We start from the raw sequence: 18,791 nt of genomic DNA on the forward strand, positions 1-18,791 counted from the left end.
CCATGCTGCCTACCACCGAGCTAGCGCTGCTTCGCCGGATCGCCACCGAGCAGGCGACGCGCCGGGTCCCGTCACTGGTCGCCGCCGTCGTCCGCGACGGCGAAATCGCCTGGTCAGGCGCGCGCGGCCGGGTCGACGGCCAGACGCCGGGCGACGACACGCAGTACCGGCTCGGCTCGATCACCAAGTCGATCGTGGCCGCGGTCGTGATGCGCCTGCGCGACGAGGGCAAGCTCGACCTGAACGACCCGCTGGACAAGCACGTCGCGGGCACCTCGTTCGGCGCGTCGACGATCGGCCAGCTGCTCTCGCACACGGCCGGTCTCACCGCCGAGTCGCCGGGCCTGTGGTGGGAACGCACGGTCGGCGACGACTGGAAGGCGCTCGAAACGAGTCTCGCGACCGACTCGCTGAAGCACCGTCCCGGCGCCCGTTTCCACTACTCGAACGTCGGCTACGGCGTGCTCGGCGAGGTCATCGCCCGGCACCGCGGCACCGGCTGGTTCGACGCGGTCCGCGACGAGGTGTTGACCCCGCTCGGCATGACCCGCACGACACCGTCACCCGAAGCCCCGCACGCACCCGGTCTGGCCGTGCACCCGTTCGCGGACGTCGTGCTCCCCGAGCCGTCGCACGACGCCGGCGCGATGGCGCCGGCCGGTCAGCTGTGGTCGACCATCACCGACCTCGCCCGCTGGACCGCGTTCGTCGGCGGCCACACCGCGGGCGTGCTGCGCGCGGAGACCGTCGCCGAGATGCGCGACATGGTCACCGTCGACGACGGCGACGTCTGGACGAGCGGCTACGGGCTGGGCATGCAGCTCATCCGCACGCAGGGGCGGGCACTGGCCGGGCACACCGGCTCGATGCCGGGCTTCCTCGCCTGCTCGCTCATCGACCCGGCGACCCAGACCGGCGCGCTGGTCATGGCGAACACGACCGCCGGGGTGGCGCTGGTCCAGCTCGCGATCGACCTGATCAACCTGACGGAGGAACACGAACCCCGGTTCCCCGCCGAGTGGATTCCGTCCATTGTGGACTCTGCTTCGCTGGCGCTGACGGGGTTGTGGCACTGGGGGCCGACGGCGTACCACCTGCGGATGCTGGCGGACGGCTGCTTCAGCCTCGCGCCCGCCGAGGGCTCCGGGCGGGCTTCGCGGTTCCGGCCGGTGTCGGATGATGTTTGGCTGGGGCTGGACGGGTACTACGCGGGCGAGACGCTGGCCGTCGGCCGGGATGCTTCCGGGGTGGCGCGGAGCCTGGATCTGGCTACGTTCATCTTCTCGCGCACGCCCTACGCGCTGGACGCTCCGATCCCTGGGGGCGTGGATCCCTCTGGCTGGCGGGCCTGACGGGTGTTGTGCCCGGGTATCCCAGGCGGGGTCGGGCTTCCAAGGGGCGCCCTTGTCACGCCTAGCGTTTCAAGGGTGGCCTTTGTGTGGGCGCTCGCGTGACGGAGTTGGATTTGGGCCACCGAGTCGGGACTTTTGTCCTTAATGACCGAATAGCGTGGCCCAAATCGCACTCGCTCGGGGATTACCAGGGTTTTGAAGGGAACCCGGTCACGGCCTTGCGCGGGCTACATTCAGGTCACCCGAGAAGACCCTCTGACCTGGCCTTATATCGCCTATCCACACCTGGTCGCCCCTGTGGACAACTCGCCTTCCGACCAGATTCGCGGCCGGGGCTTCGATAAGCTGGACGTGGGGCCGGCCCCCTGGGAGAGGCGGGGGATGGGGAGTTGGGGGCGCTGCGGAAATCCCACATCGTGAGCGTGGGTCGGGTTGGCCGGGATCGGGTGGGCGGGGCCTGAGAGACTGCCCGCATGACCGATGCAGCTGAGGTGACCATCCCCGCAGAACTCAAGCCTGCCGACGGACGGTTCGGCTGCGGACCCTCCAAGGTCCGCGAGTCGCAACTGGCCAACCTGGCGAAATCCGGGGCGGAGTACCTCGGCACGTCCCATCGCCAGAAGCCGGTGAAGTCGCTCGTCGGCCGCGTGCGCGCCGGGCTGACCGAGCTGTTCGGGCTGCCCGACGGCTACGAAGTGATCCTCGGCAACGGCGGGACGACCGCATTCTGGGACGCTGCGGCCTTCGGGTTGGTCAAGGAGCGGTCGCAGCACTTCACCTATGGCGAGTTCTCGTCGAAGTTCGCCACGGTGACCAAGGGCGCCCCGTTCCTCGCCGACCCGATCGTCGTCAAGTCCGACCCCGGCACCGCTCCGGAGATCGCCTACCAGTCCGGCGCCGACCTGGTCGGCTGGGCGCACAACGAGACCTCGACCGGTGTCGCGGTGCCCGTCAAGCGCCCCGAGGGCAGCGAAGGCGCGCTCGTCGCGATCGACGCGACCAGTGGCGCGGGCGGCCTGCCCGTCAAGGCCGAGGACTTCGACGTCTACTACTTCGCGCCGCAGAAGTCGTTCGCGTCCGACGGTGGCCTCTGGATCTCGCTGGCTTCGCCCGCCGCGGTCGAGCGGATCGGTGAGATCGGGGCGAGCGACCGCTGGATCCCGGAGTTCCTCTCGCTGACCACCGCGCTGGACAACTCGCGCAAGGACCAGACGTACAACACGCCCGCGGTGGCGACGCTGTTCATGCTGGCCGACCAGATCGAGTGGATGCTCGGCAACGGCGGCCTCGCGTGGACGACCGCGCGCACCAAGGACTCGTCGACCCGGCTCTACGAGTGGGCCGAGAAGACCGGCTACACCACGCCGTTCGTCGCCGACCCGGCACTGCGCTCGCAGGTCGTCGGCACGATCGACTTCGCCGACGAGGTGGACGCGTCCGCCGTGGCGAAGGTGTTGCGCGCCAACGGGATCGTCGACACCGAGCCGTACCGGAAGCTGGGCCGCAACCAGCTACGCGTCGGCCTGTTCCCGGCCATCGACCCTGACGACATCACGCTGCTCACCCAGAGCATCGAGTTCGTGGTCGACAAGCTGAGCTGACCCGGACCGGCGTGCTGATGCCCACCAGATCGTGGCGAGCATCAGCACGCCGGCGATGGTGTACGCCTCCGCACCGGTCCGCGCGCCGACCGACAGCGCGGGGAACGGCATCAGCCACGGCAGATAACTCACGAACAGCAGCGCGCTCAGCCCGGCGAACGTCAGCAAACTGTTGCCCAGCAAGCGGTCCGGCTCCCGCCACCGCAGGCCGAGCGCGCCCAGCAGCACGATCGCGGGCGCGCACCAGACCCAGTGGTGCGTCCACGAGACCGGCGAGACGAGCAGCCCGCCGACCGCGCACGCGACCAGCGCCAGCGGCACCTGCCCGGCGCGCAGCGCCGCCCTGACCGCGAAGACCGTCAGCGCCAGCAGCACCAGCACGCCGAGCACCCACAGCAGCGAGCCCGAGTAGCCGGCACGCGCGAGCACGCCGCGGAACGACTGGTTCCCGACGTACCAGAGGTCGCCGATCCGGCTGGTCGCCAGCATCAGGTGCAGCCAGAACCGCTCCGACGCCGACGGCAGCACCGCCCACATCACCGCGGCCACCCCGGCGAACGTGCCGACGCACCGTCCCAGCGAGCGGTAATCCTTGCGCAGCAAGAAGAACAGGCAGAACACCAGCGGCGTCAGCTTGATCGCGGCGACCAGGCCGACCAGCACCCCGCGCGGCCAGCGGCGCCACGGGGCCAGCACGTCGACGACCACGGCGAGCATCAGCAGGATGTTGATCTGACCGTAGTTGAGCGTCGCCAGCACCGGCTCGACCAGCGTCGCGCTCAACTGGACCGCGACCGCCACGTAAGCCGCGGTACGCCGGGCCACCCCGGTCTTGAGCAGGCAGAGGAACGCCACCACGCCAAGGCCGAGCAGCGAGAGCACGTTCAGCGCGACGAGCACGGCCTTCACCGGCGCGATCGTCCCGGCGAGGAACAGCACGGCCGCGAACGGCGTGTAGGTGAACGGCAGCTTGATGTTCTGCGTGGTCTCGACCATGCCCTCGTACGGGGTGCCGCTTTCCGCGAGCTTGCGCGCGCCGCCGACGTACACCTCGAGATCGAGGCCCGGGAAGCCCCTGAGCAGGAACACCGCGACGATGACCGCCACTTCCAAGGCGAGCAGCGTGCCCAGGGTCTTCTTCGACATACGGCCATCCAACACGACGGCCCGTGCCTCTGATCAGCAGGGCTTTAGCGACAAGTCGGCACGAAAAGATTCTCGCGAAGAGTTGAACCGTTCAAGGAAACGCCGCGTGTGAAGGGGCGTCGGGCACCGCGCCCGGCACTGCTGAAGAAGAGGTAACCCATGCGCAAGATCCTGCTCTCCGCCGTCGTCGTCTCGCTCGGTGTCGCCGCCGGCACCGGCATCGCGTTCGCGCACGACGGCCACCCCGCGCCGGCGCCGGGCCCGGCGGACAACAGCGGCGCCCCGGTCTTCCTCGCGGCCGAGCTGTCCGGCAAGAACGAAATCCCGGTGCCAGGCGGGCCAAAGACAGGTGATCCGGACGGCAAGGCCGTGCAGGTCATCAGGATCCAGGGCAACCAGGTGTCATTCGGCATCACATGGAAGAACATCGGCGCCCCGACGGCGGCCCACATCCACCAGGGTGACGCGAAGTCGAACGGCCCGGTCAAGGTCGGCTTCTTCGCCACCGCGCTGCCCGGCACGCTCAGCGCGGTGACCGGCAAGGTGACCGTCGACGACAAGGTGCTGCTCGACGCGCTCAAGACCAAGCCCGGCGACTTCTACGCCAACCTGCACACGGCGGAGTTCCCCGGCGGCGCGGTGCGCGGCCAGTTCAAGAAGCTCGACAAGCCGGTCGACCTCAACCGCGTGCTCCACGCGGGCGACCTGAGCTCACTCGCCAGCGGCGACCAGGAAGTCCAGGTACCCGGCGGCCCCGCGGCAGGCGATCCCGACGGCTCCGCGACCTCGTTCGTCTCGGCCAAGCGCGGTGAGGTCGACTTCTCGTTCGCCTTCGCGGGCATCGGCGCGCCCACGCTCGGCCACATCCACCAGGGCGCGGCGGGCGTCAACGGCGCGGTCGTGGTGCCGCTGTTCACCGCCGACGGCGGGCTTCCGGCTTCGCTCAACGGCATCGCGGGCACGGCCACGAAGGTCCCCGGTGACATCGTCCGCAAGCTGAACGCCAGCCCCGGCGAGTTCTACACCAACCTGCACACCGCGGCGTTCCCCGCGGGCGCGGTGCGCGGACAGGTCTTCGACACCTCGGAGACCACCCGCTGGTAAGGACTCGTGCGCGTTGCGGGCGGTTCTAACCGCCCGCAACGCGCACGACCGTCAGCAGCAGCTTTGCTTGGCCAGGCGCTGGAAGGTGGCCGAGCGGGCGCCCGCCGGTGGCTGCGACGCCGCCGCTTCGACGTCCGCGAACAGCTTTTCCCTTGCGGCGCGGTCGATCACCCGGCCGCGGACGACCACGGCGTGGATCTTCTGGGTGTTGCGGATGTCGTCGAGCGGGTTGGCGTCGAGCACGACCAGGTCGGCCGACTTGCCGGGGGTGACGGTGCCGGTGGTGCGCTCCAGCCCGAGGAACCTGGCGGCCTCGCTGGTGACCGCGCGTAGCGAATCCATCGGGCTCAGGCCCGCCTTGACCATCAGTTCCAGCTCTTCGTGCAGGCCGAAACCCGGGAAGCAGTAGGGATTGAGGCTGTCCGTGCCGCCGATGATGCCGACGCCCGCCTCGTGCATCGCGCCGACCAGCTCGACCCGTGAGTCGAAGTAGACGCTCTGCTCCTTGATCTCCTTCGGGGTTTTCGGTGCGAACAGCTGGATCCGGTCGGCCCAGTGGGCCTTCAGCTCGGCGGGGATGTACTTGAGCCGGGGATCGTTCAGGTAGGTCTCGGCAGGCATCGAGATCACCCGGTTGACCACCAGTGTCGGTGACTGCCACGACCCGTTGCGGATGAGCTGGGCGAAGAACCGTTCGGCCTTCGGGCGGCTGTATTCGAGCATCGCCTGCCGCTCGAGCTCTCGGGCAAGATTGAAGAAATCCCGGGGCGATTTCGGGTCGATCGGGGTGGCCGCCAAGCGCGTGAGGAACTCTTTTTCCTTCAGCGAGACCTGGAACGTGGTGCCGAAAAGGTGCTCGAAACTGCGCTGGCCCGCCTCGCTGGCCTCCAGCACGCTGAGCCGGTACGGCACGTGCCCCGCGAACGGCAGCCCCTGGCGGCGCGCCTCGTCGGCGATCGCGTAGAGCTCGTTGCGGCCGAGGTACGAGTAGACCTTGATGAACTTGGCGCCCAGCGCCTTCTCGGCGCGCACGAACGCGCGGGCCTCCGCCTCGTTCGAGACGTGGCTGACCGGCGGCTGCAGCAGTGAGACGGGACCGTCCACGATGCTGCTGCCCAGCACCGCGCGCGGGCCGAGCAGCGCACCGCTCTCGATCCGGTCGTGTACGGCTCGATTCTCCTCGTAGCCCCACATCTCGCGGATGCCGGTGACACCGTTCGCGATGTAGAGCGGCGGGAAGATGTCCACTAAGTCCAGACCGTGGGTGTGCATGTCCCAAAGCCCTGGTATGACGTACTTCCCGCGACAGGTGAGTGAACGCACACCCTCCACATCGGGCAGTTCACGGTCACGCCCGAGCCAGGCGATCCGGTCGCCGGCGAGCGCGACGGCCATGTCCCGCCGGGGCGGGGCGCCGGAGCCGTCGATCACCGTGACCTGTCTCAAAACAGTGATTTCCGCGGCGGTGGCCTGCGCGCCGGGCGAAAGCACCCCCGGGATCGCCACCCCGGCACCACTCGCCGCCGCCCATTTGAGAAAGTCACGCCGCCCGAGCATTTTTCGGCCCTCCACAGAAACCCAGCCATACGCCTGAGAGTCACCTTAGGGGAAATCTCCCCCAAGGTGACTGCCAAAAAATGCTCAAGCGAGTGCCTGGGTGGGCGGCAGCTTCGCCGCCCGCATCGCCGGATACGCACCGGCGATCGCGCCGACGAGCGCCGCGACACCGACGCCACCGGCCAATGCTCCGAACGGGAGCACCGCCGGCCAGCCTTGGCTGAGCGCGTAACTCGCGGTGACCACGATCCCGACGATCACTCCACATAGGCCACCGAGTCCGGACAGCAGCACCGACTCGGTGAGGAACTGCCCGCGAATCTGCCGTTTCGTGGCACCGAGCGCTCGCCGCAGCCCGATCTCGCGGCGTCTCTCGAGCACCGAGATCACCATCGTGTTCGCGACGCCGACGCCGCCGACGAGCAGCGCGACCGCGCCGAGCCCGAGGAACAGCGCGCTGTAGGTGTTGTCCGTGATCTTCTGCGCGGCCAGCGCCTCGGACGGGCGGCGAACCTCGACCTCGTTGGGCGCCTGGGGGTTCAGCGTCTGGCCGAGCACGCTGCGCACACTGTCCACATCGGACTCATCGGCGCGCAGGTACACCGCGCTGGGATGACCGTCGAAGCCCAGGTTGCTGATCGCGGCGTCCCAGCCGACCAGCACCGAGCGTTCGACCTCCGGCGCGAGCGGCATCGGCGAGAGGATGCCGACCACGGTGAACCACTGGTCGCCGATCCACACCTGCGGCGGGTGCTTCGGGTCGATGTGGTCGATGCCGAGGCGCTGGGCCGCGATGGAGCCCAGCACGGTCGCCGGGAACTTCGCGTTGGCCTGGGTCAGGAACGTGCCCTCGCGGACCTTGCCTCCGAGCACGTCGAGCAGGTCGGGCCGAGCCGCGTTGACGGCGAGCCCCGATGTCTCGCCCGCGTCGATCTTGTCGTTGCGGCGCACCGTTTTCCCGGTCTTGCCGAGGGCCGACGCCGCGGTGACCGGCGCGATCCGCTTGGCCATCGGCACCGCGGTGTCGGGCAGCTTGGCCTCCTTGTCGAACATGGTCTTGCCCGGCCCCGCGACGAGCAGGTTGGTACCGAGCGCGGCGAGCTTGTCGTGCAGCGCCTGCGCGCCGGACGCCGGGATGGCCAGCACCGCGACCATCGCGGCGACCCCGATCCCGATGCCGAGCGCGGACAGCACCGCGCGCATCGGCCGGGTCCGCATTCCGTGCGCGCCAAGGGAAACCACGTCACCGGGACCGAGCCTGGCCGGCTCGGGCGGCGCGATCGCCGTCGTCATACCGCCACCCCCATCGGTGATCCGGTGTCGAGCCGGAGCGTGCCGTCGAGCAGCTCGATCCGCCTCGGTGTGCCCGCCGCGATCTCGCGGTCGTGCGTGATGAGCACGATCGTGGTGCCGTCCGCGCTGAGGTCGGCCAGCAGCCCGAGTATCGCCTCGCCGTTGCGGGTGTCCAGGTTCCCGGTCGGCTCGTCGGCCAGCAGGATCGCGGGCTCGTTAACCACCGCGCGGGCGATCGCGACGCGCTGGCGTTCACCGCCGGACAGCTCACCCGGGAAGTGCCCGGCGCGGTGGCCGAGCCCCACCCGGTCGAGCGCGGCCAGCGCGAGCGGCCGCCGTTTCCGTTTCGGCACACCGGCGTACAGCAGTCCCTGCGCGACGTTGTCGACCGCGCTCACCCCGTCGCTGAGGAAGAACTGCTGGAACACGAACCCGATCCAGCGTGAGCGCAGCGCCGAGATGCTGCGGTCGGACAGCGTCGCGACGTCGTTGCCACGCAGCTCGACCCGGCCGGACGACGGCTTGTCCAAGGTGCCCATCAGCTGGAGCAGGGTGGACTTGCCGGAGCCGGACGGCCCGACGATGGCGACCATCTCACCGTCCATGATGGACAGTGAGACCGCCTGCAGCGCCGCGACCCCGCCGGGGTAGGTCCTGGTGGCCTCGTGCACGGCCAGCACCGGGATCACGAGGTGGTCACCACCTTCATGCCCGCCTTCAGCCCGTCACCGCTGATCTCGACCTTGCCGCCGCTGTACAGCCCGGTCTGGACGGCCACCAGCCGACGCTTGCCGCCCTCGTCGACCTCGACGGCGAAGCCGCCCTCGGCCAGCGCGAGCAGCGCGCCGACCGGCACCGCGAGCACGTTCTCCCGCTTGCCCCTGGTGAAGTGGACGGTGACCGGCGCGGAGTCGAGTGACCCGGCCGCCGCCTGGTCGTCGAGCTTGATCGACACCTCGATCTTCGGCTTCGCGTTCGGGTCGTTCTGGTCCTTGTCGACGCTGGTGCCGATCTTGTCGACCGTCCCCGTCGTCGACTTGCCGCCGCTGATGTCGAGGCCGACCTTCCCGCCGATCTGGGCGAGTGACTGCTTCTTCGCGTCGAGCTTGGCGGTGACGACCCGGTCCGTCCCGGTGTACTTCAGGATTTCCGACCCCGCGGGCGAACCCGGCTGCGCCGAGACGGCCGAGACGCGGATCGGGCCCGGCGCGAGCACGACGTCGCCCTGGCCGAACGTGCCGGTCTGCTCCAGCCCCAGCGACTTCTGCCACTTCTTGAGCGCGGCGGCGGTGGCCGCGGTGAATTTCTCGTCCGGCGCGCCGAAACCGCCGAAGCCCAGTGCCTTCAGGTTCTCTTCGAGCTGCTTGACGTCAGGTCCCTTATCGACACCGTCGGAAAGGTCGCGGTAGAACGGCAAGGTGCCGTAGAACAGCGGCACCGGCTTGGCGTTGACATCGTAAACCTTTTTACCCCGGTCGATTTTCGCACCGACCTGCGGCAACGAGGTGATCGTGCCTTCCTTGCGCCCCGAAACCGCGGTCTCCGAGCCGTAACCGAGCGTCGCGTCGGCGGTCTCCTCCTCGGTCAGCGTGGTCTTCACGATGTCCGTGGTGGACGCGCCGGGCACCGGTGTCTGGTCCCCTGTGGACGCTCCGGCGGACACCCTGGTCAGCACCACCACCGAGCCGGTGCCCAGCAGTACGACCGCGACCGCCGCGGCGACCAGCCAGCGTGCGCGGCGTCCTTTGCGGACCGCTTGCGGTCCTTCGTGCTCGCTCATTTGCCCGGCTCCGACGGGGCCTTGGCGATGCCCATGCCACAGGCCTTCATCGCCTCGTCCATCTTCCCCATGTCACCGTCGGGGCCGCCGAGCGTGATACCGCGCTTGCCGTTTTCGGCGTCGGGGTCCGGCCAGTCGATGCCGTGCTCGCGCATGCACTTGGCCTGCTTGCGCATCTGGTCCATCTGCTCGGGGCTCGGCGGCTTCATCTCGCCGCCGTTCGGCAGGAACTTCTTGCAGGCCGCGTCCGCGGCGTTCATCTTGTCTTCCTCGCCAGGGGTGTACGGGATGGCATTCGACATGGCACCTCCGTCACCCACCGGCTTCGGGTCCTCCATCTGGATGCCGTGCTCGCGCATGCATTTCGCGAACGCACGCTGCTTTTCCTCGTCGCTGCCCGCGTTGGTGGCGCCGGGCGGAGCGGATTCGCTCGACTTCGGCCCGTTGATCGAGGCGACCTTGTTTCCGCCGTCGTCGCCACCGCCGCACGCGGACAGTGCCAGCGCTCCGGCGAGTACGAACGCGAATCGAAGTTTCATCAGCCATTCCCTTTCCTGTGAGATCCCTGAGTGGCGGACCGGCCCCCGGCAAAACCGGTCCGCCACGGCCATAGGTCTACGGATCGGGTGATTTCGGCGCGTTAAGCGAAGTTGTTTATCTCGCGCTTATGCCCCGATGCCGGACACTGATCCGGTGCGCGTGCTGGTAGTGGAAGACGAACGGTTGATGGCGGACACGATCGCCGAGGGTTTGCGGCGGCTTTCGATGGCCGTCGACGTCGTTTACGACGGCGCGGAGGCGTTGTTGCGCATCGGCGTGCACGACTACGACGTGGTCGTGCTCGACCGCGATCTGCCCAAGGTGCACGGTGACGACGTGTGCCGCGCGGTGCTTTCCGCGGGCGGGGAGGCCAGGGTGCTGATGCTGACCGCCGCCGCGGATGTCACCGATCGGGTGAATGGTCTCGGGCTCGGCGCCGACGACTACCTGACCAAGCCGTTCGCGTTCGCCGAACTCGTGGCCAGGGTCCAGGCGCTCGCGCGCCGCGCCAGGCCCGCGCTGCCGCCGGTGCTCGAACGCGCCGGCGTCGTGCTCGACCTGCCACGCCACCAGGCCGCGCGCGACGGCCGGTTCCTGCCGCTCTCGCCGAAGGAGTTCGCCGTGCTCGAGGTGCTCATGCGTGCGGAAGGCACGGTGGTCAGTGCCGAGGACCTGCTCGAGAAGGCGTGGGACGAGCACGCGGACCCGTTCACCAACGCGGTCCGCGTCGCGGTCATGACCCTGCGGCGCAAGCTCGGGCAGCCGCAGCTGATCGAGACCGTGCCCGGCGCGGGTTACCGGTTCGGCTCATGAACGGCATCTCGGTGCGCGCGAAGCTGACCGCGTTGTACGGCGCGCTGTTCCTGCTGGTCGGCATCGCCCTGATGTTCATCAACTACCTGCTGGTGAACGACAAACTGCCGCAGGCGACCACCTTCGTCGCGGCGAAGACGCAGCAGCAGCTGGACGGGACTTTGACCCCCGCCGTCCCGATGCAGCCGATCAGTGGGACGGGTACCCCCGCCCAGGCCGCCGTGTTCGCCGTCGACTCGCTGGAGGACTACCGGTCGGCCACACTGTCCACTTTGCTCGGTCAGTCGATTCTCGCGCTGGTGATCACGGCCGTGCTGGCGGTGCTGCTCGGCTGGGTGGTGGCGAGCCGGGTGCTGCGGCCGCTGCACTCGATCACCGCGACCGCGCGCAAGCTCGGCGCCGAGAACATGGAACGCCGGATCAACCACGAAGGCCCCGACGACGAGCTCAAGGAGCTGGCCGACACGTTCGACGGGATGCTCGACCGGCTCGCGGTCTCCTTCGACAGCCAGAAGCGGTTCGTCGCGAACGCCTCACACGAGCTGCGGACGCCACTGGCGGTGCAGCGCACGCTGGTCGAAGTGGCCATGGCCGATCCGGACGTCAAGCCGGAGGTGCGCAAGCTCGGCGAGCAGCTGCTGTACACGAACGAGCGAAGCGAAAGGATGATCGAGGGCCTGCTGGTGCTCGCTCGGAGTGACCGCGGCCTGGTGTCCCGCTCGCCGGTCCGGCTCGACGAGATCGCCGACGCGGTGATCCGCTCGTCCGCGACGATGGCGGAGGAGGCGGGCGTGACGATCGAGTCGCGCGTGCGGCCGCGGATGGTTTCGGGTGACCCGGTGCTGCTGGAGCGGCTCGTGACGAACCTCGTGCACAACGCGATCACGTACAACCAGCGCGGCGGCTGGGTGCACGTCGACGTCGGGAACGACCCGGCGCTGGTGGTCCGCAACTCCGGCCCCGTGGTGCCGCTCGAAGCGGTGCCGGGCCTGTTCGAGCCGTTCAGGCGCTTGTCGGGCGAGCGGACGGACTCGCGCAACGCCGGGCTCGGGCTGTCGATCGTGCGCTCGGTCGCGCAGGCGCACGGCGGGACGGCGATGGCCGAACCGGGCCGCAGGGGCGGGCTGATCGTCACCGTCCGGCTCGCTCGCTGATGACACACCTTCGTGGCCTAGCGTGCCCGGCGTGTCACGCAAAGTTCCCAGTCCCACTGGGTGACACTCATGATCAACGAGAAAACAGAAGAGTGAATACTCGGCGCGCCTAGCCCGTCAAGTCGACGCGCCGTTCTACCGTAGACACCCACAACGGTGAAGAATCCGGGGAGGCGGAGATGCGCGCGCTACGGGTAGTCGGGTTGCACGAGGACGGCAAGTCCATCGTGTGCGAAGACCCGGCGAGCCGCACGCGTTTCCTGCTGCCCGCCGATGAGAGACTGCGGGCGGCGGCGAGGGGAGACATCACCCGGCTCGGCCAGATCGAAATCGAGATGGAGAGTCAGATGCGGCCACGCGAGATCCAGACCCGGATCCGGGCAGGCGAGTCCGTCGCCCAGGTCGCGGCCACGGCGGGGGTGCCGGAGCAGCGCATCGAGCGGTACGCGTACCCGGTGCTGCTGGAGCGCTCACGCACCGCCGAACTCGCCCAGCACGCCCACCCGATCAGAGAAGACGGCCCCGACGTGCAGACGCTCGGCGAGGTCGTCGCCTACTCGTTCGGCGTGCGCGGTCACGACTACTCCCAGGCCCAGTGGGACTCCTGGAAGGGCGACGACGGCAAGTGGGTCGTCGTGCTCCGCTGGAAGGCGGGCCGGTCGGACAACCGCGCGCACTGGTCGTTCTCGCCGGGAGCGCACGGCGGCACCGTCCACGCGCTCGACGAGCACGCCGACGACCTGCTCGACCCCAATTCGTACCGCGCGCCCCGCCAGCTGCGCGCGGTCGAGCCCGACCCGGTCGAGGAGGTCGAGCAGCCGACGCTCGACTCGGTCGAGCCGCTCGCCGACGTCATCGAGGTCGAGCCCGAGGAGGAGACCCGCGAGATCCCGCGCGTCCCCGCCGAGGAGCCCGCACCCCCGGCCAAGCCCGAACCCGCGCCGCGCCCGAAGTCGAAGCGCAGCCACCCGACGATCCCGTCCTGGGAAGACGTCCTGCTCGGCGTCCGCTCCCAGCGCGGCTAACCCCTGGCTCGTGAGTGTTTTCGCCGGTTAGAACCGGCCGGATCACTCACGACCCCCGGGCGCTGCGGGGCCGTCCTTCAGCCCCGGCTTGACTCGGGACTCCTGGCCAGGCGGTTGGGTGAGGGAGGCCCTCGCTGCGGCGGCTTTGTATGAAGGCTCCCCTCATACAGCCGAGCGTGTATGAAGGCTCCCCTCATCGCGGATAGCTGTATGAAGGCTCCCCTCATCCCGCATAGCTGTATGAAAGCTCCCTTCATACGGTCGAACCTGTATGAGGGGAGCCTTCATACAAGCTCGGCGCGAGTGAGGGCCTCCCTCACCCGAACCGAGCGGGTCAGGGCCTCCCTCACCCGCATATGCGGACCATCCAGGCCCTCACCCCACGGATCCGAGCCAAGTAGGCCCTCACCCACGCCGACGCGGGGCGGCGCACCAGGTGCGTCCAGCTGGGCCAGGTGGGACGACGTGAACGCCCCGTTCACAACGTTCAAAGTTGTGAACGGGGCGTTCACATCGTCTCGCTGGTGAATCACGCTCTCGGACGTGACGAAGGGGGCCCATGTCACGCTCAGCGTTACAAGGGTGGCCTTTGTGTGGTTCAGCCGCGCCCACGCCGACGCGGACGAGGCACCAGGGTCGTGAGTGTTTAGGCCGGTTAGAACCGGCCGTGTAACTAGTCAGGTGGTTGCTGGGTTGGTTGGTAGCCAGGGGTTGCCGGTGATGGCGTTGTGGAGTGCGGTGAGGGTGTGGACGCCGTTTTTGCGGGTGGTGGAGATGTAGGACCGCACTGTGAGCCAGGTGGTGGCTCCGGTGGTGGTGCGCCAGCCGGCGAGTTTGAGTTGGGTTTTGGTCATGCGGATGTCGCGTTCGGCCTGGTTGTTGGTGAAAGGCACTGTCAGGTCGAACGCGAACCGCAGGACGTCGTCGCGGTGGCGGTGTAGTCGTTCGAGCAGGGCCCGGGTTGTGCTTTGGCGGGGCCGGCCGCCTTGCGGGTGTCCGATGTGGTTGCGGGGATGCAGGTTCAGCCCGTCGGCGAGGTGTTTGTCGAAGCGGGTGATCATCGGGTGCAGGACTTCGGCGGGTAGTTCGGGTAGGTCGAGGTCGCGGGCGGTGTGGGCGGCGACGTTGAGTTCGTCGAGCACGCCGATCAGCAGGCCGGGCCAGTCCTGATCGGGGTGGGTTTCGGTGGCGGCGATGAGTTCGCGCTGGTGGTGGGCGTTGCAGAGCGCGTGGACGACCTCGGTGTAGGTGCGGTAGGGGTGCCAGCCGTCGTGCACCGCGATGCCGGCGAAGCCGGGCAGGACACCGAACGCGTCGATCGCGTCGCGGCCGCGTTGGGGGTGCAGCAGATAGGTCGTGAGTTTCTCGGTGGAGGCCGAGTGCAGCCACCATCGGACACCGGCCGCGCGCAGCGCGGTCTCGTCGAAATGCGCCACCGGCGCCCGGCGCACCGCGTCGTGGACGGCGTCGGTGAACGGTTGCAAGGCTGGTGCGACCTGCCGCAGCACGGAGGAGACCCAGCCGGTGGACACGTTCATGCCCAGCACGTCGGCCAGCAGTTGCGCGGCGCGGGCGATCGGGATGTGCTGATAGGTCAGCAGATACGCCGCCAACGCGGTCACGTTCGGCCCGTAACACGCCGGGGCACTCGAGCCTGTCACGATTTCTGTGTAAGTCAGAGGTGATTACTTACGTTTTTCAGGTTATCAGAAAGGGAGCCTTCCTGGGAAGAGGCGGGCTAGGGTGTTGAGTGCGACTTTCCAGCCGTGTGTTCCCGTTCCGGATGTTCCGCCGCGTTGACTGGAGATGTTGCGGAGTCCGAGGTAGAGAAGTTTCATGGCTGCGTCTTTGTCGGGGAAGTGTCCGCGGTTCTTGGTGATTTTGCGGAGTTGGAAGTTGATGGATTCGATAGCATTGGTGGTGTAGACGATTTTGCGGAGTTCCGGCGGGTAGTCAAGGAACGGGATGAGGTCATTCCAGGCGTTATGCCACACGTCGATGGCGCCTGGGTATTGTTGCCCCCATTTCTTGTCGAATTCGGCCAGGGCGAGTTCGGCGCCTTCGACGGTGGGGGCGCAGTAGATCTCGCGCATCGATGTGGCGATCTTTTTGCGGTCGTTGTAGGACACGAATTTCGAGGCGTTGCGGATGACGTGGACCACGCAGGTCTGCACGACCGTGTCAGGAAAGATCACTTTGATCGCGTCGGGAAGACCGGTCAGGCCGTCGCAGCAGGCGATGAGGATGTCTTTGACGCCACGGTTGCGCAGGTCGGTGACGACCTTCTGCCAGAACTTCGCGGCCTCGGTGTCCTGGATCCAGCAGCCGAGAGCGTGCTTGCGGCCGTCCACGTCGACACCGATGGCCAGGTAGGCGACTTTGGTGGTCACCACGCCGTTGTCTTTGACGCGGATCCGGATTCCATCCACATACAGGATCGGATACACCTCGTCGAGCGGACGTGATTGCCACGCTTTGATCTCGTCGACCACGACATCGGTCACGTTAGATATCAATTCCCGGGAGGCATTCACGCCATAAACTTCCAGCAAATGAGCTTCGATGTCGCGGGTGGTCATGCCCCGGGAGTACAGTGACAGGATCATGTCGTCGATGTTGCCGATCCGACGAGATCGCTTCGGCACGATCGCGGGTTCAAAAGACCCGTTCCGGTCACGCGGAACCTCGATATCGACCGGACCGTTCATCGTCGACACCGTCTTGGTCGACTTCCCATTTCGGGAATTGCCGGAACCGCGACCGGAGGGGTCGCCGGCGTCATAGCCTAAATGGTCGGTCATCTCGGCCTGCAGCGCCCGCTCGAGGACCGCTTTGGTCATTTGATTCAGCAAGCCGTTGACGCCGTCGATCGGCGTTCCGGCCGCTTTGGCGTCCTTCAGCAGCGCGTCGATCGTCTCCGGCGAGAACGTCTCCGCCAGCTGCCGCGCCGCCGCCTCGTCACTGCGACGAGGCGATGTGTTCTGCGTCACTCGGTGTCCCTTCCGACCGCCCACCAGGCCGGTCGATCTTGGTACACCCCCGACCTACACAGTTGGCGTGACACGCCCGGGCACTCGCCTCGGCCGGCGCGGCCGCGGTGGTCAGCACCCCGCACCGGCAACGCCGCTGATGCAGCCGATGCTCGGTCACCACGGGCGTGATCTCGGGCAGGTCGTGCACCTGACGGCGCACCACATCGACACTGGGCCGGTTCCGCAACCCGGTCCCGCAGCCCGAGCACGCCGACGGCACATGCTCGACAACCCTGTCGGGATTATCGACCAGCTTCAGGTTCGCGCCCGCCGCACCGGGTTGTTTTCCCTTGCCACGACCGGTTTTTCCGCGCAACGACTTCGGTGCCGGCTTGACATACACGTCCTGCGACGGAGGTTTCGACGAGTTACGCGAGTTCGTCCCCAGCTGCCGTTCCAGCTCCGCGACCCGCTCGGTCATCCGGGCCAGCTCAGCCCGCAACGGCTCAATCGTCGCGATCACCGCGGCCTGAGCCACCACCAAGGCAGCAAGTTCGTCATACGACGGACGCTCACTCCCGGCCACGTGGTGATCATCGCAGAACGACGATCACCACGTGACAGAGACCTGACTAGTTACCCGGCCGGAACACTCACGACCCCTTGGGTGCGTCCAGCTGGGCCAGGAGTTTCTTGGGCGCGACCAGGCGGTAGGCGTCGAGCACGATGGCGGCGATCTCGTCCCAGTCGATGTCGACGTCCAGGCGCACGCCCAGCCAGCCGTGCACGCCCACGTACGGCGGCCGGTAGAACCGCTCCGGCTCGTCCCCGACCAGTTCCTCCTGCACGCCCGGCGGGGCCGGGCACCAGAAGCCGACGCGGTCGTCGTGGTGCCGGTCAGCGAACATCGCGAAGCTTTTCTTGCCGCGCACGAACCAGGTGGGCTCGTTGTGGCTGAGCCGTTCCGTCGCCTCCGGCAGGGCCAGGCAGATGCGGCGCAGCGACTCGAGTGGCGTCACAGTGCCACTACCAGCACGCCGATCCAGGCGATCGCCACTCCGGCGCCCGCGCCGAGCGCCACCCAGCGCACGATCGGGAGCTTGCGGGCGAGCCACAGCGACGGGGTCAGCCCGGCGGTCACGACCACCGAGGCGGCGATCGCGAGGAAGCCGGTCGTCTCCTTGGCCAGTGTGGTCGCGAGCGCGAGCATGGCCACGACGATCACCGCGCCGATGAAGACCGCGATCGTGAGACCGGTCAGCCACGGGGTCGGCTCGTCCGCCGAAGCGCGCTCGCCGAGCAGGCGTTCGGTCACCGAGACGGCGGGTTCGGTCACGTCCGGCGGGTGCGGGTCGACGACCGTCTCGACCTCGGTGACCGGGTCGAGGTAGCGGACCTGGGTGTTCATCACGGCCGCGACGCGCGCGGCCAGTTGCCTGCCGCGCTGGGAGATCACCGTGGCGGCCTCGGACTCGCCGTTCTCGCGCTGGACGGCGGACGCGACGCGCGCCCACTCGTGCAGTGCCTCGGCCAGGTCGGCGCCGATCGCCAGCGAACGCGGGTCGATCTCGCGCGCGGCGGGCCCGCCTGGCCCGGCCAGCACCGCACGATCACCGCGGATCCGCAGCTCCACCCAGGTACCTCCCGTCAGCCGAGCTCAATTTACCGGCCAGTTCGTAAAACGCCACGGCCGCGGCGGTGGCCACGTTGAGCGAGTCGACGCCACCGGCCATCGGGATGCGCACGGCGATGTCGGACGCGGCCAGCGCGACCGGGGTCAATCCTGGCCCTTCGGAGCCCAGCAAGACGGCGACTCGCTCGAAATCACCCAAGGAACGCAAGGAAACCGCGTCGGCGCGCGGGGTCAGCGCCGCGATGGTGAACCCGCGTTCCCGCAATTGGTCCAGTCCATTCGGCCACTCGTCGAAGGTGGCGAACGGGACGCGCAGCACGTGTCCCATCGAAACGCGCACACTGCGCCGGTACAGCGGGTCGGAACAGCCGGCGCCGAGCAGCACGCCGTCGATGCCGAGCGCGGCGGCGTTGCGGAAGATCGAACCCAGGTTCTCGTGGTCCTGCACGCCTTCCAGCACGGCGACCACGCGCGCGCCGCCGATGATCTCCTCGGCCGTCGGCTGCACCGGCCGGTCGGCCACCGCGAGCACGCCGCGGTTGAGGTGGAACCCGACGACCCGCGCCATCGTGTCGGCCGACGCGACGTAGGCGGGCGCGTCGACGCCGGAAAGATCGAGTTCGCCGATCCGGCGCTCGACACCGAGCAGCGCGCGTACCGGATAACGGGACTCCAGCAGCCGCCCGACGACCACGGTCCCCTCGGCGATCACCAGGCCACGGCCGCCGGGGCGGTCAGGGCGGCGGTCGGCCGTCGCGAGATCGCGGAAATCGTCAAGTCTCGAATCGGTCACGTCGTCGACGGAGATCATCTGTACCACC

The 18,791-nt window shown here is 68.4% G+C and carries 18 protein-coding genes; 6 read left to right on the plus strand and 12 right to left on the minus strand.

Going from position 1 to position 18,791, the window contains the following annotated elements:
• Positions 1-2 precede the first annotated feature (2 nt).
• Positions 3-1,352 carry a serine hydrolase domain-containing protein gene (locus AB5J62_RS38180; RefSeq protein ID WP_370944905.1) on the plus strand — a complete coding sequence of 450 codons (1,350 nt, stop codon included), beginning with the start codon at positions 3-5 and terminating at the stop codon, positions 1,350-1,352.
• Between the two features lie 473 nt (positions 1,353-1,825).
• On the plus strand, positions 1,826-2,953 hold the full coding sequence (gene serC / locus AB5J62_RS38185; RefSeq protein ID WP_370944906.1) for a phosphoserine transaminase: 1,128 nt from the start codon (positions 1,826-1,828) through the stop codon (positions 2,951-2,953).
• Here the strand turns inward: serC and AB5J62_RS38190 are convergent.
• Complete coding sequence (locus AB5J62_RS38190; protein WP_370944907.1) at positions 2,864-4,099, minus strand: glycosyltransferase 87 family protein; 1,236 nt, start codon at positions 4,097-4,099, stop codon at positions 2,864-2,866. The genes serC and AB5J62_RS38190 overlap by 90 nt on opposite strands.
• 159 nt (positions 4,100-4,258) lie before the next feature.
• Between AB5J62_RS38190 and AB5J62_RS38195 the strand changes: the two genes are divergently transcribed.
• On the plus strand, positions 4,259-5,203 hold the full coding sequence (locus AB5J62_RS38195; RefSeq protein WP_370944908.1) for a CHRD domain-containing protein: 945 nt from the start codon (positions 4,259-4,261) through the stop codon (positions 5,201-5,203).
• Positions 5,204-5,254: 51 nt separating this feature from the next.
• Here AB5J62_RS38195 and AB5J62_RS38200 read toward each other — a convergent pair whose 3' ends face one another.
• From AB5J62_RS38200 to AB5J62_RS38220, 5 genes are all read right to left on the minus strand, one after another.
• A complete protein-coding gene (locus AB5J62_RS38200; RefSeq protein WP_370944909.1) occupies positions 5,255-6,760 on the minus strand; it encodes an amidohydrolase family protein in 1,506 nt (501 codons plus the stop codon).
• 84 nt (positions 6,761-6,844) lie between these two features.
• Complete coding sequence (locus AB5J62_RS38205) at positions 6,845-8,053, minus strand: ABC transporter permease (protein ID WP_370944910.1); 1,209 nt, start codon at positions 8,051-8,053, stop codon at positions 6,845-6,847.
• Positions 8,050-8,742, minus strand: a complete 693-nt coding sequence (locus AB5J62_RS38210; RefSeq protein WP_370944911.1) for an ABC transporter ATP-binding protein — start codon at positions 8,740-8,742, stop codon at positions 8,050-8,052. The genes AB5J62_RS38205 and AB5J62_RS38210 overlap by 4 nt, the downstream gene beginning before the upstream one ends.
• Positions 8,739-9,833 (minus strand): peptidoglycan-binding protein, encoded by a 1,095-nt coding sequence (locus tag AB5J62_RS38215; RefSeq protein WP_370944912.1) that lies wholly within the window; start codon positions 9,831-9,833, stop codon positions 8,739-8,741. The genes AB5J62_RS38210 and AB5J62_RS38215 overlap by 4 nt, the downstream gene beginning before the upstream one ends.
• Complete coding sequence (locus AB5J62_RS38220; protein WP_370944913.1) at positions 9,830-10,372, minus strand: hypothetical protein; 543 nt, start codon at positions 10,370-10,372, stop codon at positions 9,830-9,832. The genes AB5J62_RS38215 and AB5J62_RS38220 overlap by 4 nt, the downstream gene beginning before the upstream one ends.
• Positions 10,373-10,526: 154 nt before the next feature.
• Between AB5J62_RS38220 and AB5J62_RS38225 the strand changes: the two genes are divergently transcribed.
• From AB5J62_RS38225 to sepH, 3 genes are all read left to right on the plus strand, one after another.
• On the plus strand, positions 10,527-11,186 hold the full coding sequence (locus tag AB5J62_RS38225) for a response regulator transcription factor (RefSeq protein ID WP_370944914.1): 660 nt from the start codon (positions 10,527-10,529) through the stop codon (positions 11,184-11,186).
• Positions 11,183-12,340, plus strand: a complete 1,158-nt coding sequence (locus tag AB5J62_RS38230) for a sensor histidine kinase (protein ID WP_370944915.1) — start codon at positions 11,183-11,185, stop codon at positions 12,338-12,340. Before AB5J62_RS38225 ends, AB5J62_RS38230 begins: the two co-directional genes overlap by 4 nt.
• 179 nt (positions 12,341-12,519) lie before the next feature.
• Positions 12,520-13,365: a septation protein SepH gene (sepH, locus tag AB5J62_RS38235; RefSeq protein ID WP_370944916.1), complete on the plus strand. Its 846-nt coding sequence runs from the start codon at positions 12,520-12,522 to the stop codon at positions 13,363-13,365.
• A 677-nt stretch (positions 13,366-14,042) separates the two neighbouring features.
• On the opposite strand, the gene AB5J62_RS38240 is transcribed toward sepH, so the two are convergent.
• From AB5J62_RS38240 to AB5J62_RS38265, 6 genes are all read right to left on the minus strand, one after another.
• Positions 14,043-15,026: an IS66 family transposase gene (locus AB5J62_RS38240; RefSeq protein WP_370944917.1), complete on the minus strand. Its 984-nt coding sequence runs from the start codon at positions 15,024-15,026 to the stop codon at positions 14,043-14,045.
• A gap of 45 nt (positions 15,027-15,071) precedes the next feature.
• Entirely contained in the window at positions 15,072-16,304 is a 1,233-nt protein-coding gene (locus AB5J62_RS38245; protein WP_370950159.1) for an IS256 family transposase, read from the minus strand.
• Between the two features lie 19 nt (positions 16,305-16,323).
• A complete protein-coding gene (locus AB5J62_RS38250) occupies positions 16,324-16,923 on the minus strand; it encodes a DUF6444 domain-containing protein (protein WP_370944918.1) in 600 nt (199 codons plus the stop codon).
• 67 nt (positions 16,924-16,990) lie between these two features.
• Positions 16,991-17,356: an MmcQ/YjbR family DNA-binding protein gene (locus AB5J62_RS38255; protein WP_370944919.1), complete on the minus strand. Its 366-nt coding sequence runs from the start codon at positions 17,354-17,356 to the stop codon at positions 16,991-16,993.
• Positions 17,353-17,970 carry a DUF2537 domain-containing protein gene (locus AB5J62_RS38260; RefSeq protein ID WP_370944920.1) on the minus strand — a complete coding sequence of 206 codons (618 nt, stop codon included), beginning with the start codon at positions 17,968-17,970 and terminating at the stop codon, positions 17,353-17,355. Before AB5J62_RS38260 ends, AB5J62_RS38255 begins: the two co-directional genes overlap by 4 nt.
• Positions 17,948-18,781, minus strand: coding sequence for a TrmH family RNA methyltransferase (locus AB5J62_RS38265; RefSeq protein WP_370950449.1), 834 nt, complete (start codon positions 18,779-18,781; stop codon positions 17,948-17,950). Before AB5J62_RS38265 ends, AB5J62_RS38260 begins: the two co-directional genes overlap by 23 nt.
• Between the last annotated feature and the right edge of the window lie 10 nt (positions 18,782-18,791).

It is taken from the genome of Amycolatopsis sp. cg5 (assembly GCF_041346955.1).
Taxonomy (GTDB): domain Bacteria; phylum Actinomycetota; class Actinomycetes; order Mycobacteriales; family Pseudonocardiaceae; genus Amycolatopsis.